At 70.8% G+C, this 15,456-nt stretch carries 11 protein-coding genes; 7 read left to right on the forward strand and 4 right to left on the reverse strand.

The features are described from left to right. Positions 1–426: 426 nt before the first annotated feature. Positions 427–1,935: a hypothetical protein gene (locus ACH4E8_RS08050; RefSeq protein ID WP_398445490.1), complete on the reverse strand. Its 1,509-nt coding sequence runs from the start codon at positions 1,933–1,935 to the stop codon at positions 427–429. A gap of 244 nt (positions 1,936–2,179) precedes the next feature. Between ACH4E8_RS08050 and ACH4E8_RS08055 the strand changes: the two genes are divergently transcribed. From ACH4E8_RS08055 to ACH4E8_RS08075, 5 genes are all read left to right on the forward strand, one after another. Next, a complete protein-coding gene (locus ACH4E8_RS08055) occupies positions 2,180–3,430 on the forward strand; it encodes a hypothetical protein (protein ID WP_398445492.1) in 1,251 nt (416 codons plus the stop codon). 84 nt (positions 3,431–3,514) lie between these two features. Continuing rightward, complete coding sequence (locus tag ACH4E8_RS08060) at positions 3,515–4,159, forward strand: hypothetical protein (protein WP_398445494.1); 645 nt, start codon at positions 3,515–3,517, stop codon at positions 4,157–4,159. A gap of 164 nt (positions 4,160–4,323) precedes the next feature. Continuing rightward, complete coding sequence (locus ACH4E8_RS08065; RefSeq protein WP_398445496.1) at positions 4,324–5,799, forward strand: phospholipase A2; 1,476 nt, start codon at positions 4,324–4,326, stop codon at positions 5,797–5,799. A gap of 130 nt (positions 5,800–5,929) precedes the next feature. Beyond that, the gene (locus ACH4E8_RS08070; RefSeq protein WP_398445498.1) at positions 5,930–6,769 is read left to right on the forward strand and encodes a hypothetical protein; all 840 of its coding nucleotides are present in this window, start codon (positions 5,930–5,932) and stop codon (positions 6,767–6,769) included. A gap of 321 nt (positions 6,770–7,090) precedes the next feature. Beyond that, positions 7,091–7,876, forward strand: a complete 786-nt coding sequence (locus ACH4E8_RS08075; protein ID WP_398445500.1) for a calcium-binding protein — start codon at positions 7,091–7,093, stop codon at positions 7,874–7,876. 117 nt (positions 7,877–7,993) lie between these two features. On the opposite strand, the gene ACH4E8_RS08080 is transcribed toward ACH4E8_RS08075, so the two are convergent. The 3 genes from ACH4E8_RS08080 to ACH4E8_RS08090 form a co-directional block, all read right to left on the reverse strand. Beyond that, on the reverse strand, positions 7,994–8,203 hold the full coding sequence (locus tag ACH4E8_RS08080; RefSeq protein WP_398445502.1) for a DUF397 domain-containing protein: 210 nt from the start codon (positions 8,201–8,203) through the stop codon (positions 7,994–7,996). A 203-nt stretch (positions 8,204–8,406) separates the two neighbouring features. Then, a complete protein-coding gene (locus ACH4E8_RS08085; RefSeq protein ID WP_398445504.1) occupies positions 8,407–9,270 on the reverse strand; it encodes a helix-turn-helix domain-containing protein in 864 nt (287 codons plus the stop codon). A gap of 412 nt (positions 9,271–9,682) precedes the next feature. Continuing rightward, on the reverse strand, positions 9,683–10,411 hold the full coding sequence (locus ACH4E8_RS08090; RefSeq protein WP_398445506.1) for a GPP34 family phosphoprotein: 729 nt from the start codon (positions 10,409–10,411) through the stop codon (positions 9,683–9,685). Between the two features lie 253 nt (positions 10,412–10,664). Here ACH4E8_RS08090 and ACH4E8_RS08095 point away from each other — a divergent pair, with 253 nt between their 5' ends. Both ACH4E8_RS08095 and ACH4E8_RS08100 read left to right on the forward strand, forming a co-directional pair. Beyond that, positions 10,665–13,343 (forward strand): D-alanyl-D-alanine carboxypeptidase family protein, encoded by a 2,679-nt coding sequence (locus ACH4E8_RS08095; RefSeq protein ID WP_398445508.1) that lies wholly within the window; start codon positions 10,665–10,667, stop codon positions 13,341–13,343. A 335-nt stretch (positions 13,344–13,678) separates the two neighbouring features. After that, complete coding sequence (locus ACH4E8_RS08100) at positions 13,679–15,400, forward strand: MFS transporter (protein ID WP_398446090.1); 1,722 nt, start codon at positions 13,679–13,681, stop codon at positions 15,398–15,400. Positions 15,401–15,456: the final 56 nt, after the last annotated feature.

The raw sequence follows: 15,456 nt of genomic DNA on the forward strand, positions 1-15,456 counted from the left end.
CCCTCCGGCCGCGGGATCGCGGCTGGAAAAGCCCCTGGGTGCGGTATCGCGCTGTCCCCGGCCTGTCGGGGGCGGCGAATGCCGCCGTCCGCGTACTTGAACGGGAGCGATTGTCGCCGGGCGTCGTGGCCGTGGCACTGAGCGTGTGGTCTGTGCGCGTTCACGGCACCGAGCGCCGGTGGAGGCCGTGGGAAGCCGAGTTCACCTGCCCGTGCTGCGGCGAGGGGTGGGCCCGGGACAAATTGCAGGACGCCCTGTTCATGCTGCCGCCGAGGGCCGCCGGCGAACTCCGGGTGCAGGTGGATCGCCTGGACCGGGTGCTGCTGAGGCGGACGCACCACGAACCCATGGCGGACCCGGAGTTGGCGTGGTGGCATCGCAGATGCTGACCGCACTCGTCTCCCGGGCCGACGAGTACGCGACGCGTCAGGGCGAGCCGGGTGCGCCGAGGCGCGTCCAGTGGGTGCCGTTGTTGGTCCAGCGGTGCACGGTGGTGCCGTCGGGGCTGAGGCGGTACAGGTGCTTGTCGCCGACGGTGAAGGTCCTGCCGGGGCCGCCGGTCAAGTGCCAGGTGCGGCGTGCGGAGTCGTAGCGGTAGAGCTGGCCGGTGTCCGGGTTGGTCGCGAAGAGGCCCGCGGCCCCGCCGTACAGGGTGCCGGCCGGGCCGCCGACCTTGGTCCAGGTGGCGGCGCGGCCGGTCCACTGGTAGACGCCGGAGCCGTCGGGGCTCAGGCCGTACAGGTGCTTCGCGTCGGTGGTGAAGGTCTTGCCGGGGCCCCCGGTCAGGGCCCAGCTACCGGAGCCGGGCAGGTAGCGGTAGACGTTCTTCGTCCGGGGGTGGACGGCCAGCAGACCGGCGGGGCCGCCGTGGATGGCGTGGGCGTCGTCCCAGATGCGCGTCCACTGGCGGGGCCGGTTGGTCCACTGGTAGATCCCGGAGCCGTCGGGGCTCAGGCCGTACAGCCGCTGCCCGTCCATGACGAAGGTCTTGCCCGGGCCGCCGATCATGCTCCAGGAACGAGCCTCGGGGTCGTAGCGGTGGATGTCGCCGGACTTCGCGTCCGTGGCGAACAGGCCCGCGCCGCCGCCGTACAACTGCTTGGTCCGGCCCCAGACCTTGGTCCACTTCTTGCCGCGCTCCGACCATTGGTAGACGCCGCGGCCGTCGGCGGAGCGTGCGTACAGACCGTTCTGGGCCGTGACGATCGTCGACAGACGCAGCGTCCTGGACTGCGCGCTGGGTGCTGGTGCCGGTGCCGGGGCGGTCGTCTTCGGCGTCGTCTTCGGTATCGGCTTGGGCTTGGGCTTGGGCGCCGGCTTCGGAGGGACGGCGGCGGGCGGCGCGGCGTCGACGACGTTCTTGTAGCGCAGAGCCGTGTAGCTGGAGGTGGGGTGGCCGGCCAGGCGTGCTTCGTGGATGCTCCCGGTGGCCTTGTGGGCGGGACGGCCCGGGCGGCTCTCCTGGTAGTACGTGAACGTGCCCTTGGCGGAGTCGACCCAGGCTCCGAACAGCAACGCGTGCTGGGTGGAGTTGAGCAGGTCGCCGGGCTTGAGGTCCTTCTTGTCGATGCGGTGCGCGCGGCCGGGAAGGGTGTGGGTGGTCTCGCTGGTGGGGAGCTGCCAGGCCATCGAGACGAAGCCGGAGCAGTCCTGGCGGTACGGGCCGCCGGTCGTGGGGTGGGTCCACCACTTGCTCTGGCTGTACATCACTTCTTGGTCCACCCACGCTTGAGCGCGCTTGATGACCTGCTCGCGGGTGACGGGCCCGCCGGGGCGGGCGTGCGCCCCGAGCGTTCCGGTCCCCGTGACCTGCGAAACCGCAGCTTCGGCGGTGTCGGGGCCGGTCGTGGAAGGCGGACTCGGGGCGGCGGTGAGACCAGCGGCGAGCACGCCGCCCAGGGTGAGCGTCACTCCCAGGGCGGCGAGGGTGCGCATGTGGAACAACGGAACCTCCGGCTGTGGACTGAGGCGGTCGGTAACGTGGGCTGTGGCGCCCGGTGTTGGCGCTTCACAGCGCTGCGCGACGCCGTACGCGAGGCGTCGCTCGATCACGTTCGTCCGACCACGTTGCTCCGAGGCCGAGTTGGCCGAGCGCGGTGGACAACGAAAGCACAGGTCAGGTGGGTGCCATCCGGTGGACAACGCGGGTTGTCCGCGGACACTTCGAAGGGGGCGGGGCGTGGCCGTTGGGGGACGTCCGCAAGGAGCGCCGAAGGGACCGACCGAGGAGGCGAACGCGGTCGTACAGCTCCTGCGGGAGCTGACCGCGGGGATGGGAGTCCGGGAGCTGGCCGAGCGCTACGAGGGCAGCAAGACCCTGTGGGGCGAGTACCGCTCCGGGACCCGGCTCATTCCCATGACCAAGCTGTACGGAGTGATCAAGGACCGCGTCCGTGATCACCGCGGCAGGGACATGATGTTGGCCAAGGCGCGCCGTCTGCACGAGGCCGCCGTGGCGGCCGAAGCCGAAGCGCAGCCGGCGCCGGGCGTCGAAGCGGCGCTGCGCCAGGCCGAACTGGACGTCGAGCAGATGAACCGCGTGATCAGCCAGCTCCTCGCCAAGATCGACGCACTGGAGCAGGCGGCCGCCGCTTCCGCGGCGGGGGCCGCCGACGGGGCAGGCGCACCCGTTGACGTACAGCTTGAGGAGTTACGCAGTCGGGTGACCGCGGCCCGGGAGATCCAGCTCGCGACCCGGCAGGCGTACGCCGACGCGCAGCAAGGCGGCCGGCCCGCGCCCGAACCGGCTGCCGAGGGGGAGGGGGACGGCGGCGGAGGTACGAGCCAGACCAGCGAGGCACTGGTGGAGGGCCTCGCGCGACTGCACGACCAAGTGGCCCGCCACCAGGGCGTACTGCGTGACGACGAGAACCCTGCTGGAGCGTCCCACGAGCCGGATGCGGAGACCTCACCGCGGGTGGTCGGGCCCCCGCCTGCCGACGAGCTCACGGACCCTGCCCCCGCCGCCCCCGCGAAGACCAGCGGCGAAGACCACGACCAGGAAGGCAAGAGCGGAGACAGGGAAGGGGACGGAGACGGAGACGGAGAAGGGAACGGAGACAGGGACGAGGGCGCCGGCACGGACACCGAACGGCGCCCGCTGCACGTGCGGCTGGCCACCCCGGGCGCCCTGCTCGGGGCCGCCGCCTGCGTGATCGGCGGCATCGTGATCGGGCTCAACCACGTCGCCGCGGACAAGGGGGCCGACCGGTCCCTGCGGCTGCCGACCACCTCGCCGTCCTCCGTGACCGGGCCCGACCTCCCCGTACTCCCCGGCCTCGCCAGCCCCAGCCCCTCCGTCAGCGCCAAGCCGACCCCGGGCGCGGGGGAGCAGGCGGCGAGGACCCCCTCGCCCTCCGGGGGCGCCGCCGCCCCCGCGCGCAAGCAGCCGCCGGGCACCCTCTACACCGTCTCCGCCGACCGCAAGTAGGTCCTGCAGTGGACCGCGAACCAGGGATGGACCACGGTCGGGGGCAAGGCCAAACAGGTCTTCGGCGGTCCTGCGGGCCTCTTCATGACCCACCCCGACAGCGGCGACATCTTCGCGCGCGAGCCCTCCGGGGTCTGGCGGCGGATCGGCGATCCCGGCGCGCAGTTCCTCGTCAACGGACCGTCGCTGTACGCGCTGACCCCGTCCAAGGACGCCGTCGCCCGCTTCAACGGCGTCACGTGGGACAACATCGGCGACGCGGCGAACGGGCTCTACGCGGGCGGCGCCGGCCTGTTCGCCACCTTCCCCGGCAAGGGCGACGACCTGTACCGGTACAACGGCGCGGGCCGGGAGTGGACCCTCGCCGGCGGCCCCGGAGCGGAGTTCGCCGTCGGCCCGGACTTCGTCGCCGGCCTGGCACCCGACTACAGCCAGGTGTGGATGGCCGACGGCAAGGGTGCGGGCTGGCACAAGATCAGCGGTCCGACCAAGCACATCTTCGGCGGTGGCGCGGGTCTGTTCGCCACCTCCCCCATCAACAACATCCTGTGGAAGTACACCGGCACCCCGCACTCGTGGGTCTCGATCGGGGAAGCGGGCTCGGCGCACCAGGTCGACGACCGGTCCGTATACCGCATCTCCAAGAAGAGCGGCGCGGTCGAACGCTGGACGGGCGGCACCACCTGGACCCCGCTCGGCAAGACTGCCAGCGCCCTCGACGCCCACTGACCCAGTCACTCCGGCCGGTTCGCACGCGGCCTGCCGTCCGCGGACAACCACCCCTTGTCCACCCCGTCACCTGGGCCTTCGCTCCGGTGGACAGTGGACATCCACGACGCTCGGCAGCGTGGGCCCCGTAGTCGAAACCGACGAGGGGAACCACGATGAAAGCGATGGAGAGGCTTTCCCGGTGGGGAAGCGCACGAGCCGCGGGCGGTACGCTCACCGCCCGGCGCGGCCGGCAGGCAGCGGCCCTGGCCGTGGTGAGCGCCCTGTGCGTGGGCGGTCTGGCCTGGGCGGGCGCCAACGGCGGGCTGCCCTCCGCCGGCGGTGCCGGGCAGCGTCCCGACACCGTGTCCCACGCGAACGCCACCGGCTCGACCGACCGGGTCGGGGCGCTGGTCGCCGCGGGCCCTGCGGTGTACGCGCTGGCCGCGGACGGGTCCGGGATCTACGAGGCTGCCGAGCGCGGCGTGTGGAAGAAGGTGGGCGACGGAGCCCGGGCCCTGTACGGCGGTGGAGCGGGACTGTTCAGGACGACGAAGGGCGACGGCAGCGTCGAGCGCTACGTGCCCGGCGCCGACGGGTCCCCGGGCACCTGGGCGTACGTCGGCGGGCCCGGCCTCGGATTCGCCGTCGGTCGGGACCGGCTGTACGCGGTCGGTCTCGAGGCCTCGGTGAACGAGTGGAGCGCTGAGGGCGGCTGGCGACGGATCGGAGAGGGGGCCAAGGAGGTGCACGCGGGCGGAGCCGGGCTGTTCAAGACCGCCACCGACGGGAAGATCCACGAGTACGACCAGGGAACGTGGCGCGAGATCGGCACGGCCGGCGCCGAAGTCGTCGTCACCGACCACCGCCTGTACCGGCTGGCTCCCGACCGCTCCGACCTCCACGAGTGGACACCCGGACGCGATTGGCGGCGCATCGGCGGGCCCTTCGAGCACGTCTACGGCGGCGAGGGCCGGCTGCTGGCCGTCGAGAAGGGCACCGGCGACGTGCTGTCCTACGGCTTCAAGGTCAGTTCGAACCGTCGCCAGGACCCCTACTACTGGCGGAAGATCGGCGGCCCCGGTGCCACCTTCGTCAGCTCCTCCACCCGCACCTACGGCGTCTCGCCCGATGGCTCCGCGGTCTTCAAGTACCTCTCGCCCCTCCGGTGGGAGAAGACCGCAGGGACCGCGACGTCCGCATCCGTGAACAGGGAACAGAAGCTCGCCAAGCTGCGCAGCTTCGTGCAACTGGGCAATCAGGCGTCGTACGACCTGGGTAAAGCCGCCGACGACCGGTCCCAAGGAATCCCTGACATCTACGCCTTCAACTGGACCAACGACGGCTGCAACTCGCCCGCCGTGGACGCCCCCGCCGGGTTCGACTTCAAGGGCGCCTGCAACCGGCACGACTTCGGCTATCGCAACTACCGCGAGATCTTGGGCGAGGAGGGCTTCCGCAAGGGGGTCATCGGCGTCACCGGCGTCGGGGCCGACAGCCCGAAGGCCCAGGCCGACCAGGTGTTCCTCCAGGACATGAAGAAGGAGTGCAACCGCCCGTTCGGCTCCGGCGTGCACGTCCAGGCCCGGCCGCCTTTGATGATCGCGATGTGCGAGAAGGCCGCCTGGCGGTACTACAGCGCCGTCGCCACCATGGGATGACCCGTCCCGCCCTGCCCACGGCCGAGTCCCGTCCTCCGCGGAGGACGGGACTTCGCCGCGGCCCCTGGCGCCCTAGCTGACGGACAGTCAGAGTAGGGCAGTCGACGACGGTGCACGGAGGGGCGGTCGCATGGGCGAGGGCACGCACAACGAGACGTACGCGGAGCTGGCGTCGGTGGGGCCGTACGGGACGCGGCCCGGGCATGCGCTCATCACCATGGTGGAGCCGGCGCCGGGGCACGAGTACGCGTACAACCGGTGGTACGAGGACGATCACTACTACGCCGGTGCCATGGCGATGCCCTGGATGTACGCCGGACGGCGCTGGGTCGCCACCCGTGACCTGCAACTGCTGCGGTATCCGACGGCCTCCGCCGTCGCCCAGCCGGTGACGAAGGGGTGCTATCTCTCCGTCTACTGGATAACCGAGGGACGCTACGACGAGCACATGAAGTGGACCGTCGGCATCAACAAGCGGCTGAACCGCGACGGGCGCGTCTACCACGAGCGGGAGCACGTCTTCACCTCCTTCCAGGACCACGAGGCGACGGTGTACCGCGACGGAGCCGCCGGGCCGCGGGACCGGCACGCGTTGGACCATCCGTACGCCGGGCTGGTCCTCGAAGTCATCGATGCCGAGGGACCGCAGCAGCGGGGCGAGTTGGTGGAGTGGCTGCGCGACCGACACCTGCCGAAGCGGCTCGCCGGGTCGGACGCGGCGATGGTGACGGTCTTCCGGCCGACGCCGCTGCCGGGGGACCGGATGACGTACGTCAAGCAGGTGGAGGGGGTGGGCACCCGGCTCACGCTGCTCTGGTTCCTGGCGGAGGACCCGCGGGTGCGCTGGCAGGAGCGGTACGGCGGGTTGGACGGCGAGGTGGCGGAGTCCGGGCTCGGCAGGGTCGAGCTGGTGGCGCCGTTCATCCCCACGGTGCCGGGGACCGATCGGTACGTGGACGAGCTGCGTTAGCCGACGCAGGCGCTCAATCCGCCGCAAGGCGGCGACAGTTGAGCGCGGTGATCGCGTCCGAACCCTGGCTTGGTCTAGACCATGCGGGGTACGCTGCCGTCGCTGCCCATGGCAGTCACTAAGGCCATGGAACCGCGGCGCGAGACGCACCCGTCCGCCACGCCTTGAGGTGGGCGGGCACGAACCCCCACACAGGAGCCCCGCGAGACCCCCGCTCAGGAGGTTCGGCCACGAGGGCGCTGTCGACGGCGACCACCCCGTCAGGTCCCCCGGCAGCCCGCCAGCAGGCCGACCCATCCCCCCACATCGAGATGAGGTCCCATGAACCGCCACAAAGTCACCTCCCGCGCCGTCGCCGTGACGCTGCTCGCCACCGGACTGGCCGCCGGCCTCGCCGCAGCTCCGGCCGCCGCGGCCGCGCCCGCGGCCGGCGGGAAGGCCCGCGTCGGCGCCGACTGGAAGAAGCAGTCGATCACCTTCACCGCGGCCCCCGGGCAGGCCAACAATCTCCACGTGATCTCCAGGGACACCGGCGCCGGCGTCCGGATGATCGGCTTCCGCGACTCGGTCCCGCTCGAACCCGGCGACCACTGTGCGTACCTCACGCCCGGCGACGAGACCTACGTGGTCTGCGAACTGCCCACCGACAGCACCCGGCCGGACCGGATCGACGTCTTCCTCGGCGACGGCAACGACAAGATCGCCACCAGCGACCCCGGCGTGGCCACCGTCCGCGGCGGCCCCGGCAACGACGAAGTGCACGCCCACAGCGCGCACACGGTGTTCGGCGACGAGGGCGACGACATGGTGATGGGCCGCGTGGTCATGCACGGCGGCGACGGCAACGACCACCTCATGGGCGACGACACCAACCAGCGCTTCTGGGGCGGCCGGGGCGACGACATGATCGAGGGCTACGGCGGCAAGGACTTCGTGCACGCCGGCTCGGGCAACGACCACGTCATGGGCGGGGACGGCAACGACGTCCTCTTCGGCGGCTCCGGCGACGACATGCTGCACGGCGAGGCCGGCGACGACTTCGTCAGCGGCGGCCCCGGCAAGGACACCGTCGACGGCGGCCCCGGCCGCAACGTCGTCCTCAAGTAGCCCGAGGGCGTACGGCGGGCAGGACGCGCTGCACCGCACCGATCAGGACGCGGCGGAGCCCCCTCGGCCAGGACGGCGGACCAGTCGAGAGGGCTCTGTCAGCGCAGGGCGCGGACGTCAGTCGGTGCCGAAACCGCCGCGGCCGGTCTCGGTCACGAACGCGTTCCACGCGTCGGACGCGAAAGCGATGCGCGCACCGGCCGGGACTTTCGAGTCGCGGACGGAAATCTCCGCGGTGACGGGGGACTTGACCTCGACGCAGGCGCCATTTCCTCCGGAGTAAGAGGACTTCGTCCAGGTGTCCGTGGCGCCCTGAATGATTGCCATGTTCGCTCCGTTTCGGCAGTACTCGCAGTGGGGGATTTTGCACCGACATTGCATTGATGCGCTTTGTTGGTGCTTTGTTGGTACGCCATTGACGCTACTCGCCGCTGCCGGTGCGCGTGGCACGCAATCACCCGGTCGGGTGATCTATCCCGCCGCCCTCTTCCTCATGTTCCTGGCCAGGGTGTACCTTGCCCGGTTTCACTTCAGGACCTCTCCGCGTACTGCTTCGCGATCTCCTCGATGAAGCACTTCGTCTGCTCCACATTCAGGGCCTGCGCCCGGAGGTGTTCGTACATCATCGTGTACTTGTGCACGTCGTGCGACTTCTCCAGATACAGGTCGCTCGTGACGCCCTCGATGTAGACGACGCTGGAGTCGGTGGCGTCGGGGAATTCCAAGATGGCGTACTGGCCGTTGATGCCCGGATGCGCGCCCATCTCGAACGGCAGCACCTGCACGGTGACGTGCGGCAGTTGCGCCACCTCGACCAGGTACTCCAACTGCTCCCGCATCAGCCGGGGGCTGCCGATCACCCGGCGGAGCGCCGCCTCGTCGATCACCGCCCACAGCCGCAGCGGCTGGTCGGACTCCTTCACCCGGCCCTGTCGGCGCAGCCGCACCGTCACGCGCTTCTCGATCTCGGCCGGGCTGCTCTCCGGCAGGGCGCCCGCGATCACGGCCTCCGCGTACCCCTGGGTCTGCAACAGGCCCGGCACCACCTGCGGTTCGTACACCCGCAGGTTCGCCGCGTCGGTCTCCAGGCCGATGTAGACGCTGTACGGGATGTCGCCGAACGCGTGCCACCAGCCCTGCTGGCGGGAGTCCTTGGCCATCTGCATCAGCGAGTCCACGACCCGCTGGTCCTCGACCTCGTACACCCCGCACAGATCGCGCACGTCGCGCTGGCTGATGGAGCGGCGGCCGTTCTCCAGTCGGCTGATCTTCGACTGGGAGACCAGGAGGCGGTCGGCGACCTCCTCGGCCGTCATGCCCTTGACCTCCCGGAGCCGGCGCAGCTCCTGGCCCAATCGGCGTCGCCTGACGGTGGGGTTGACACTGGACGCCACGGAAACTGCACCTCCGACAGAAGTAGCGGGAAGTAGCTGAGCGTATCTACTGCTCAGCAGACTGCCACCAAACGTCCGGGGCGCGCTGCGAAACGACTCACACTGATCGCCCGTTCGGCGAACTCCCGGCCACCGCTCCCTCGTTCCTCGCGCTGGCGTTCCCGGAGGCGTACGCACACGGATGCGCGGGGCAGCGTCTCGGCTGCCCCGCGCATCGCTGTGCGGCTCCCGATCCGGGTCAGTTCCGGGTCAGTGGGGGGTCGACTCGGAATGCTCGGGCGGATCTTCGTCGGAACCGGTGGTTCGCTGGACCGGTGGTTCGTTGGATCGATGGGTGGGTGGGTCGGTCAGTCGGTTCTGTTTGTTCGGTTGCCTTCGTTGGTTCGGTTGGAGTCGTGCGGCTGCGTGGTCGTCAGTGCGCGGCGACGCGGGCCATGCCCGAACGGCGCTGCTGCATCGAGACGCCGGCGCTCTGCCGACCGGCGCCGGCGGCGCCCGGGTTGCGGCGCGGCTGGGCGGCCACGCCGTTCTGGACGTCCATCACGGCGTGCGCCACGAGTCCGCCCATGGGGTCGTGTCGGATCAGGTCACGAAGCCTGGACCGTGAGGAACGGCCTTCGTTGCCCGGATAGAGGTGCTTGCCGAGGCCGACCGCGTGGGCCAGCGCGGCGAGCGCCGCGGTCCGCGGGTCCGGCGGCACGCCGGTGCGGATCGCGCTGTCCAGTCGGGCCCTGATGTCCCGGCTGATCGCCGTGTCCGTCGCCTGGTAGCGAGTCGTCGGCAGTACGCCGCACATCTGGCCGACCACGGCGTGGACCATGCCGCACCGCTCCAGGTGTGCGAGATAGATCTGACGCAGCCCCAGTCGGGGCCCGCCGATCCAGTGGACCGCGCGAACCGGGCTGCCGCGTCTGCGCAGCAGCTCCAGTGCGGAGTCCAGGGTTGGATCTCCTGTCGGCCGTGGCATCACCACGGCGATACGATCCCCGTCTGGGGCTATCCGCCCGGCCAGAGCCAGCTCCACTAGCTGAGCTCCGGCAAGGCCGAGGTCGAGCGACTGCGGCTGAGCTGTGGTACCCGTGGTCGGGTCCAGAGCTAGCAGCAGCAGCTCCTCCGGAAGTGTTCTGCGGCTCCTGCCCATCCATGCCTCCCCGCGTGGATGAATGACAGGGTGACGCCTCTCACATTGGTCTGTCGAGAGTGCCTGGGTGCTTTGTATGGGAACCGTTAGGTATGTCGTTCTCGTCTAGGCACGCGGGGCGCGTGCTCACACAGGACACTGGGAGATGGTTCGGACAACACGGGCCCCGTTCGGACGTGCGTCGCCACCCCCGTACTCGGACGCGGGACAGCCGCGTGCGGTTCTAGAAGTTCACGGTTCAAGATCATGGTTCATGGTTCATCGAGGAGGCACGGTGGCGGGCGAGTCCCCCGAGAAGTCGGAGCAGCGGAAGTCGTCGGGGGAGGCGGGTCCGGGGGAGCGTGACCCCCGACTGGCGCTGGCCGACCGCTCCGATCAGGCGACGGCCGTCTTCACCCTTCCGCCCGACCCGGACGCGTCCGACACCCCGGAAGAGTCCGTGAAGTCGAAGAAGGCAGAGGAAGCAGAAGTAGCGGAGGGCGCGACCGAAGAGTCGGAAAGGCCCGAAAGGTCCGAGGAGTCCGAGAAGTCCGAGGGGTCGGGGGAGGGCGACGAGCCGGCTGCTGCCGACGCCGATGACGCCGATGGCGACGACAACGGCGCCGATGGCGACGCCGACGACGCTGGTGACGATGAGGGTGAGGCCGACGACGCCGGAGTCGACACCGCGACCGCCGTGTACCGGCGTACGCCCGTCTCCATCGCGGACGACCCGACCGCCGAGACGACCGCGGTGATCCCCGAGCCGCCCCTGAGCGCCGCTCAGAAGCGCCAGGAGGCCGCGGACGTCCCTGCCCCCGGCTCCGCCCCGGAAGCGGCGCCGGAGCGCCGTACAGCCGGCTCCGGCCCGCGTTCCGCCGGAGCGTCGAAGGGCGAAGCGGAATCGGAAGCGGAATCCGGTGACGGCGACGGTTCCGTGGAGGACGCCGAGCCGACGGCGCAGTCCGGCTCGACCGACACCTCGACCACCGTCATCCGCAAGGAGACCGCGGAGGCCGCCCGCCGTACGGACACCGCCACCACCACCCTCCGCAAGGACGGGCCGTCCTGGGCGAAGGGCAAGTCCGCCCCCGCGAAGGACGCCGACGCCACCGACGCCGCTGACAGCGCCGACGCCGCCGATGCAGATGCGAAGGGTGAGTCCGCCGCCGAAACCGCCTCGAAGGGCGACGGTGGCGACGGTCCCGTGGACCAGGCCACGGCCGTCTTCGCCGCCCCGCGCAAGGCGCCGATCGACAGCCCGACCACCGCGCTCAAGCTGCCCCCGGCCCGGTCGGAGTCCGACGCCGAAAAGGACGCCAAGGGCGCCAAGGGCGCCAAGAAGGCCGCCGAGGCGGAGACCAAGGAAGCCGCCAAGAAGGACGGCGACGAGAAGGGCGGCGACGAGTCCGCGCAGGACGACGCCACCAAGGCGATCGCCAAGCCGGACGTGGACCCCGAGGTCAAGCCCGGTGCCAAGGCGGCGAAGAAGGCCAGCACCTTCGTTCCGCTGCGCGACACCGACGAGCCCAAGCCGACGCCCAAGTCGACGCCCAAGCCGGCGGCCGACGTCTCGGCCCCCGCCGCGGCGGCCTCCGTCGCCACTCCGGCCGCCGCGCCCGCCGACCTCCCCGAGGCCGAGCGGACCACGCAGCAGCCGATGCCGCCGCGCCCGCCCCTGGACCTGCTCGCCGAGCTCACCAACACCCCGGAGACCCCGGCCCGTGCCGCCCTGCGGCGCGTCAAGATCTGGACCCCGCTGGTCCTGCTCCTCTTGATCGCCTTTGCGGTCGCACAGATATTGCGCCCGCTGCCCGAGTCGAAGCTCGAACTCTCGGGCAAGCCGACCTTCACCATCCCCGGCAGCAAGCTCACCCTCCCCTTCCCGTCCGACGACGGTCAGGGCGCGGTCGCCGTCGAGGGCGTGGGCGTCATCGGCACGTACGGCCCGCAGAAGCCGGCGCCCACCGCGAGCGTCGGCAAGGTGATGACCGCCTACGTCATCCTGCGCGACCGCCCGCTGAAGGAGGGCGAGGACGGTCCGAAGATCACGGTCGACAAGCAGGCCGAGGAGGAGTCGAAGCGGACCGACACCGAGTCCGTGGCGAAGATGAGGGAGGGGCAGGAGTTCACGCAGAAGCAGATGATCCAGATGATGATGATCCCCTCCGGGAACAACGCCGCCCGGCTCCTCGCCCGCTGGGACGCCGGCTCCGAGGAGGCGTTCCTCAAGAAGATGAACGACGCCGCCAAGAGCCTCGGCATGACCAACACCAACTACACCGACCCCAGCGGCTTCAAGAAGACCAACACCTCCACACCGCTGGACCAGCTGAAGCTGGCCGAGGCCGCCATGAAGAACAAGGTGCTGGTGTCGATCACCGACAGCACGAGCGTCGACGTTCCGGGCAGCGACAAGTACCGCAACGGCAACGACAAGGCGCTGCTCAAGGACGGCGTGGACGGCATCAAGACCGGCTCGACCACCCCGGCCGGCGGCAATCTGCTCTGGTCCTTCCGCACCGAGATCGACGGCAAGCTGCACCGCGTCAACGGCATCACGATGAACGTCCAGGGCGCCGACGCGCTCTACAAGAAGACCGAGAAGGCGGTGGACAAGAGCATCGAGGTGATCACGGCGGCCCGTGCCGGCGTGGACTCCACCGCGGTCGTCAAGAAGGGCCAGGTCGTCGGCTACCTCGACAACGGCTTCGGCACCCGCGCCCCCGTCGTGGCCACGCAGGAGCTCAAGGCCGTCGGCTGGGCCGGCCTGACCATCGACCTCACGCTGACCGGCCCCGCGGACGGCGAGCTGCCGAACAAGGGAGTCGCGGGCGAGGTCGTCGGCGAGGTCTCCATAGGCACCGGCCCGGGCAAGACGTCCGCCCCCGTCGCGCTCCAGTCGGACCTGGCCGAGCCCGGCTTCGGCGACAAGCTGACCCGCCTGGGCTGACGCGGACCGGCACCCACCAGGAAGCCCCGGGAACCCCGGGGCTTCCTCGTGTTAGCGTCCGGAAAGCCCGGAAGGGCTCGGGAAGGCAACTCTCCCCAGGTGGCACGGCGTCTTTGTCACACGGGGACGGTCCGTCGAAGACCCGACGGACATCCGCAACGGACGAGACTGGGGGAAGAGCCGCAGTGACCACCGCAAAGCCGGCCAGCACGGACGGTGGCGGCCCTCGGACGGGGCCGCGAATACAGCAGTCGTCACCGGGCTCGACCAGAGAAGCCGGCTCGGGGGCCGAAGGCGCGGACCCGGGCTCCGGCTCGGGCCGGTCGGGCCCCGGAGTGCTCGCCGACGTCTGGGACCGGCTGAGCCGTCGCCCGGTCCTCGTCACCACGGTCGTCGCGGCGATCGGTCACCTGCTCTGGTTCTTCTTCTTCGCCAACACCGGCGGCGACATCGCGGCGCAGGACGCCTGGGCCGAGTTCGCCGGCCGCCACCCCGACTCCGCGTACAACCTCGCCTGGTACGGCGGGATGCACCCGGTGTCGTACAGCGTCGTCTCGCCGTACCTGATGTCCGTCATCGGCGTACGGCCCACGATGATGGTCGCCGGCACGATCTCCGCCGCCCTGACCGCGCTGATCCTGGTGCGGCTGCGGGCGGTGCGCAATCCGCTGCCGTGCGCCCTCGCCGGCGCCTTCGCCTTCCTCTGCAACGCGATGTCGGGCCGGGTCACCTTCGGTCTCGGCATGATGTTCGCGATCGGCGCGGTGGCCGCGGTCTTCTGCTGGCCGCACCGCTGGCGCACCAAGCGCTGGGCGAAGGCGGCCGTGGCCGCGCCGCTGGCGGCGCTGGCCACCGCGTCCAGCCCGGTCGCCGGCCTCTATCTGGGCGTCGTCGCCGCGGCGCTGTTCCTCAACAAGCGGCGCCCGGGGGCGTACGCGCTCGGGCTCGCGCCCGTCGCCGTCGTCGGCCTGTCCACCTGGCTGTTCCCCTTCTCCGGCACCCAGCCGATGTCGCTGGGGTCCACCTCGCTGCCCTTCGCGTTCGGAGTGCTGGTCTTCCTCCTCGTCCCGAAGGACTGGCGCACGGTCCGCACCGCCGCGGCGGTCTACGCCGTCGGCACCCTGCTGACCTGGGTGATCGACTCGCAGATCGGGTCGAACGTGTCCCGGATGGCGATGCTGTTCGCCGGGGTGGCGCTGCTGGCCGCGCTGCCGTACGCGGTGCCGCGCTCGCGCAGGTGGTACGCGCTGGTGGTGGCCTTCGCCGGGCTGAACTTCTGGATCGGCTTCAAGGGCGTCGACGACGTGCTCCGCACCGCGCCGACGGCCTCGTGGAACTTCGAAGTGGCCCCGCTGATCGACAAGCTCGAAGACCTGGACGCCGGGCGCGCCCGGGTCGAGGTCGTGCCCGCCAGCAGCCACCGGGAGGCGTCCGCGCTCGCGCCGTACGTCAACCTGGCCCGCGGCTGGAACCGGCAGGCCGACATGAAGCGCAACCCGATCTTCTACGACAAGGACAAGACGCTGACCGCGGCGGACTACCGGGCCTGGCTGGACCGGTGGGCGGTGCACTACGTCGTCCTGCCCAAGGGCAAGCCGGACTCCGGCGCGGAGCAGGAAGCGAAGCTGGTCGAGGCCGGGCTGCCGTATCTGAACCGGGTCTGGCGCGACGCGAACTGGCAGGTCTTCGAGGTCAAGGACCCGGTGCCGCTGGCCGACTCCTCCGCGACGGTGGAGACCGCGGACGCCAGCGAACTGCGGATCAAGGTCACGGACCCGGGCCGGGTGCTGATCCGGGTGCCGTACTCGCCGTGGCTGAGCATCGTCGACGAGCACGGCAAGCGGGTGAAGGGGCCGGAGGAGACGGAGGAGTCGAAGCGACGGGACGACGGGGAGCCGAAGTCCTACGTCAACCTGAACGGTTGCCTGATCAAGGCGGAGAAGGACGCGGAGGGTGACGAGTGGACGGAGCTGCTGGCCCCGCACGCCGGCACCTACCGGATCGCGGGCCCGTACGACGTCCCCCGGGGCACGCCGTGCCCGGACGAGCTCCGGTAGCGCCGCCGCGCCCCTAAATGCCCACGCCCTGCGGGCGTAGGGAACCCGCCGCATAC

The sequence above is a fragment of the Streptomyces sp. NPDC017979 genome (assembly GCF_044328175.1).
Taxonomy (GTDB): Bacteria; Actinomycetota; Actinomycetes; order Streptomycetales; family Streptomycetaceae; genus Streptomyces.

Coding starts and splice junctions, on each gene's coding strand:
- ACH4E8_RS08090 (WP_398445506.1), bottom strand. CDS start 10,411: ATGGGCAGGAGCCGCAGAACACTTCCGGAGGAGCTGCTGCTGCTAGCT.
- ACH4E8_RS08095 (WP_398445508.1), top strand. CDS start 10,665: ATGGTTCATCGAGGAGGCACGGTGGCGGGCGAGTCCCCCGAGAAGTCG.
- ACH4E8_RS08065 (WP_398445496.1), top strand. CDS start 4,324: ATGGAGAGGCTTTCCCGGTGGGGAAGCGCACGAGCCGCGGGCGGTACG.
- ACH4E8_RS08050 (WP_398445490.1), bottom strand. CDS start 1,935: ATGCGCACCCTCGCCGCCCTGGGAGTGACGCTCACCCTGGGCGGCGTG.
- ACH4E8_RS08075 (WP_398445500.1), top strand. CDS start 7,091: ATGAACCGCCACAAAGTCACCTCCCGCGCCGTCGCCGTGACGCTGCTC.
- ACH4E8_RS08070 (WP_398445498.1), top strand. CDS start 5,930: ATGGGCGAGGGCACGCACAACGAGACGTACGCGGAGCTGGCGTCGGTG.
- ACH4E8_RS08060 (WP_398445494.1), top strand. CDS start 3,515: ATGACCCACCCCGACAGCGGCGACATCTTCGCGCGCGAGCCCTCCGGG.
- ACH4E8_RS08080 (WP_398445502.1), bottom strand. CDS start 8,203: ATGGCAATCATTCAGGGCGCCACGGACACCTGGACGAAGTCCTCTTAC.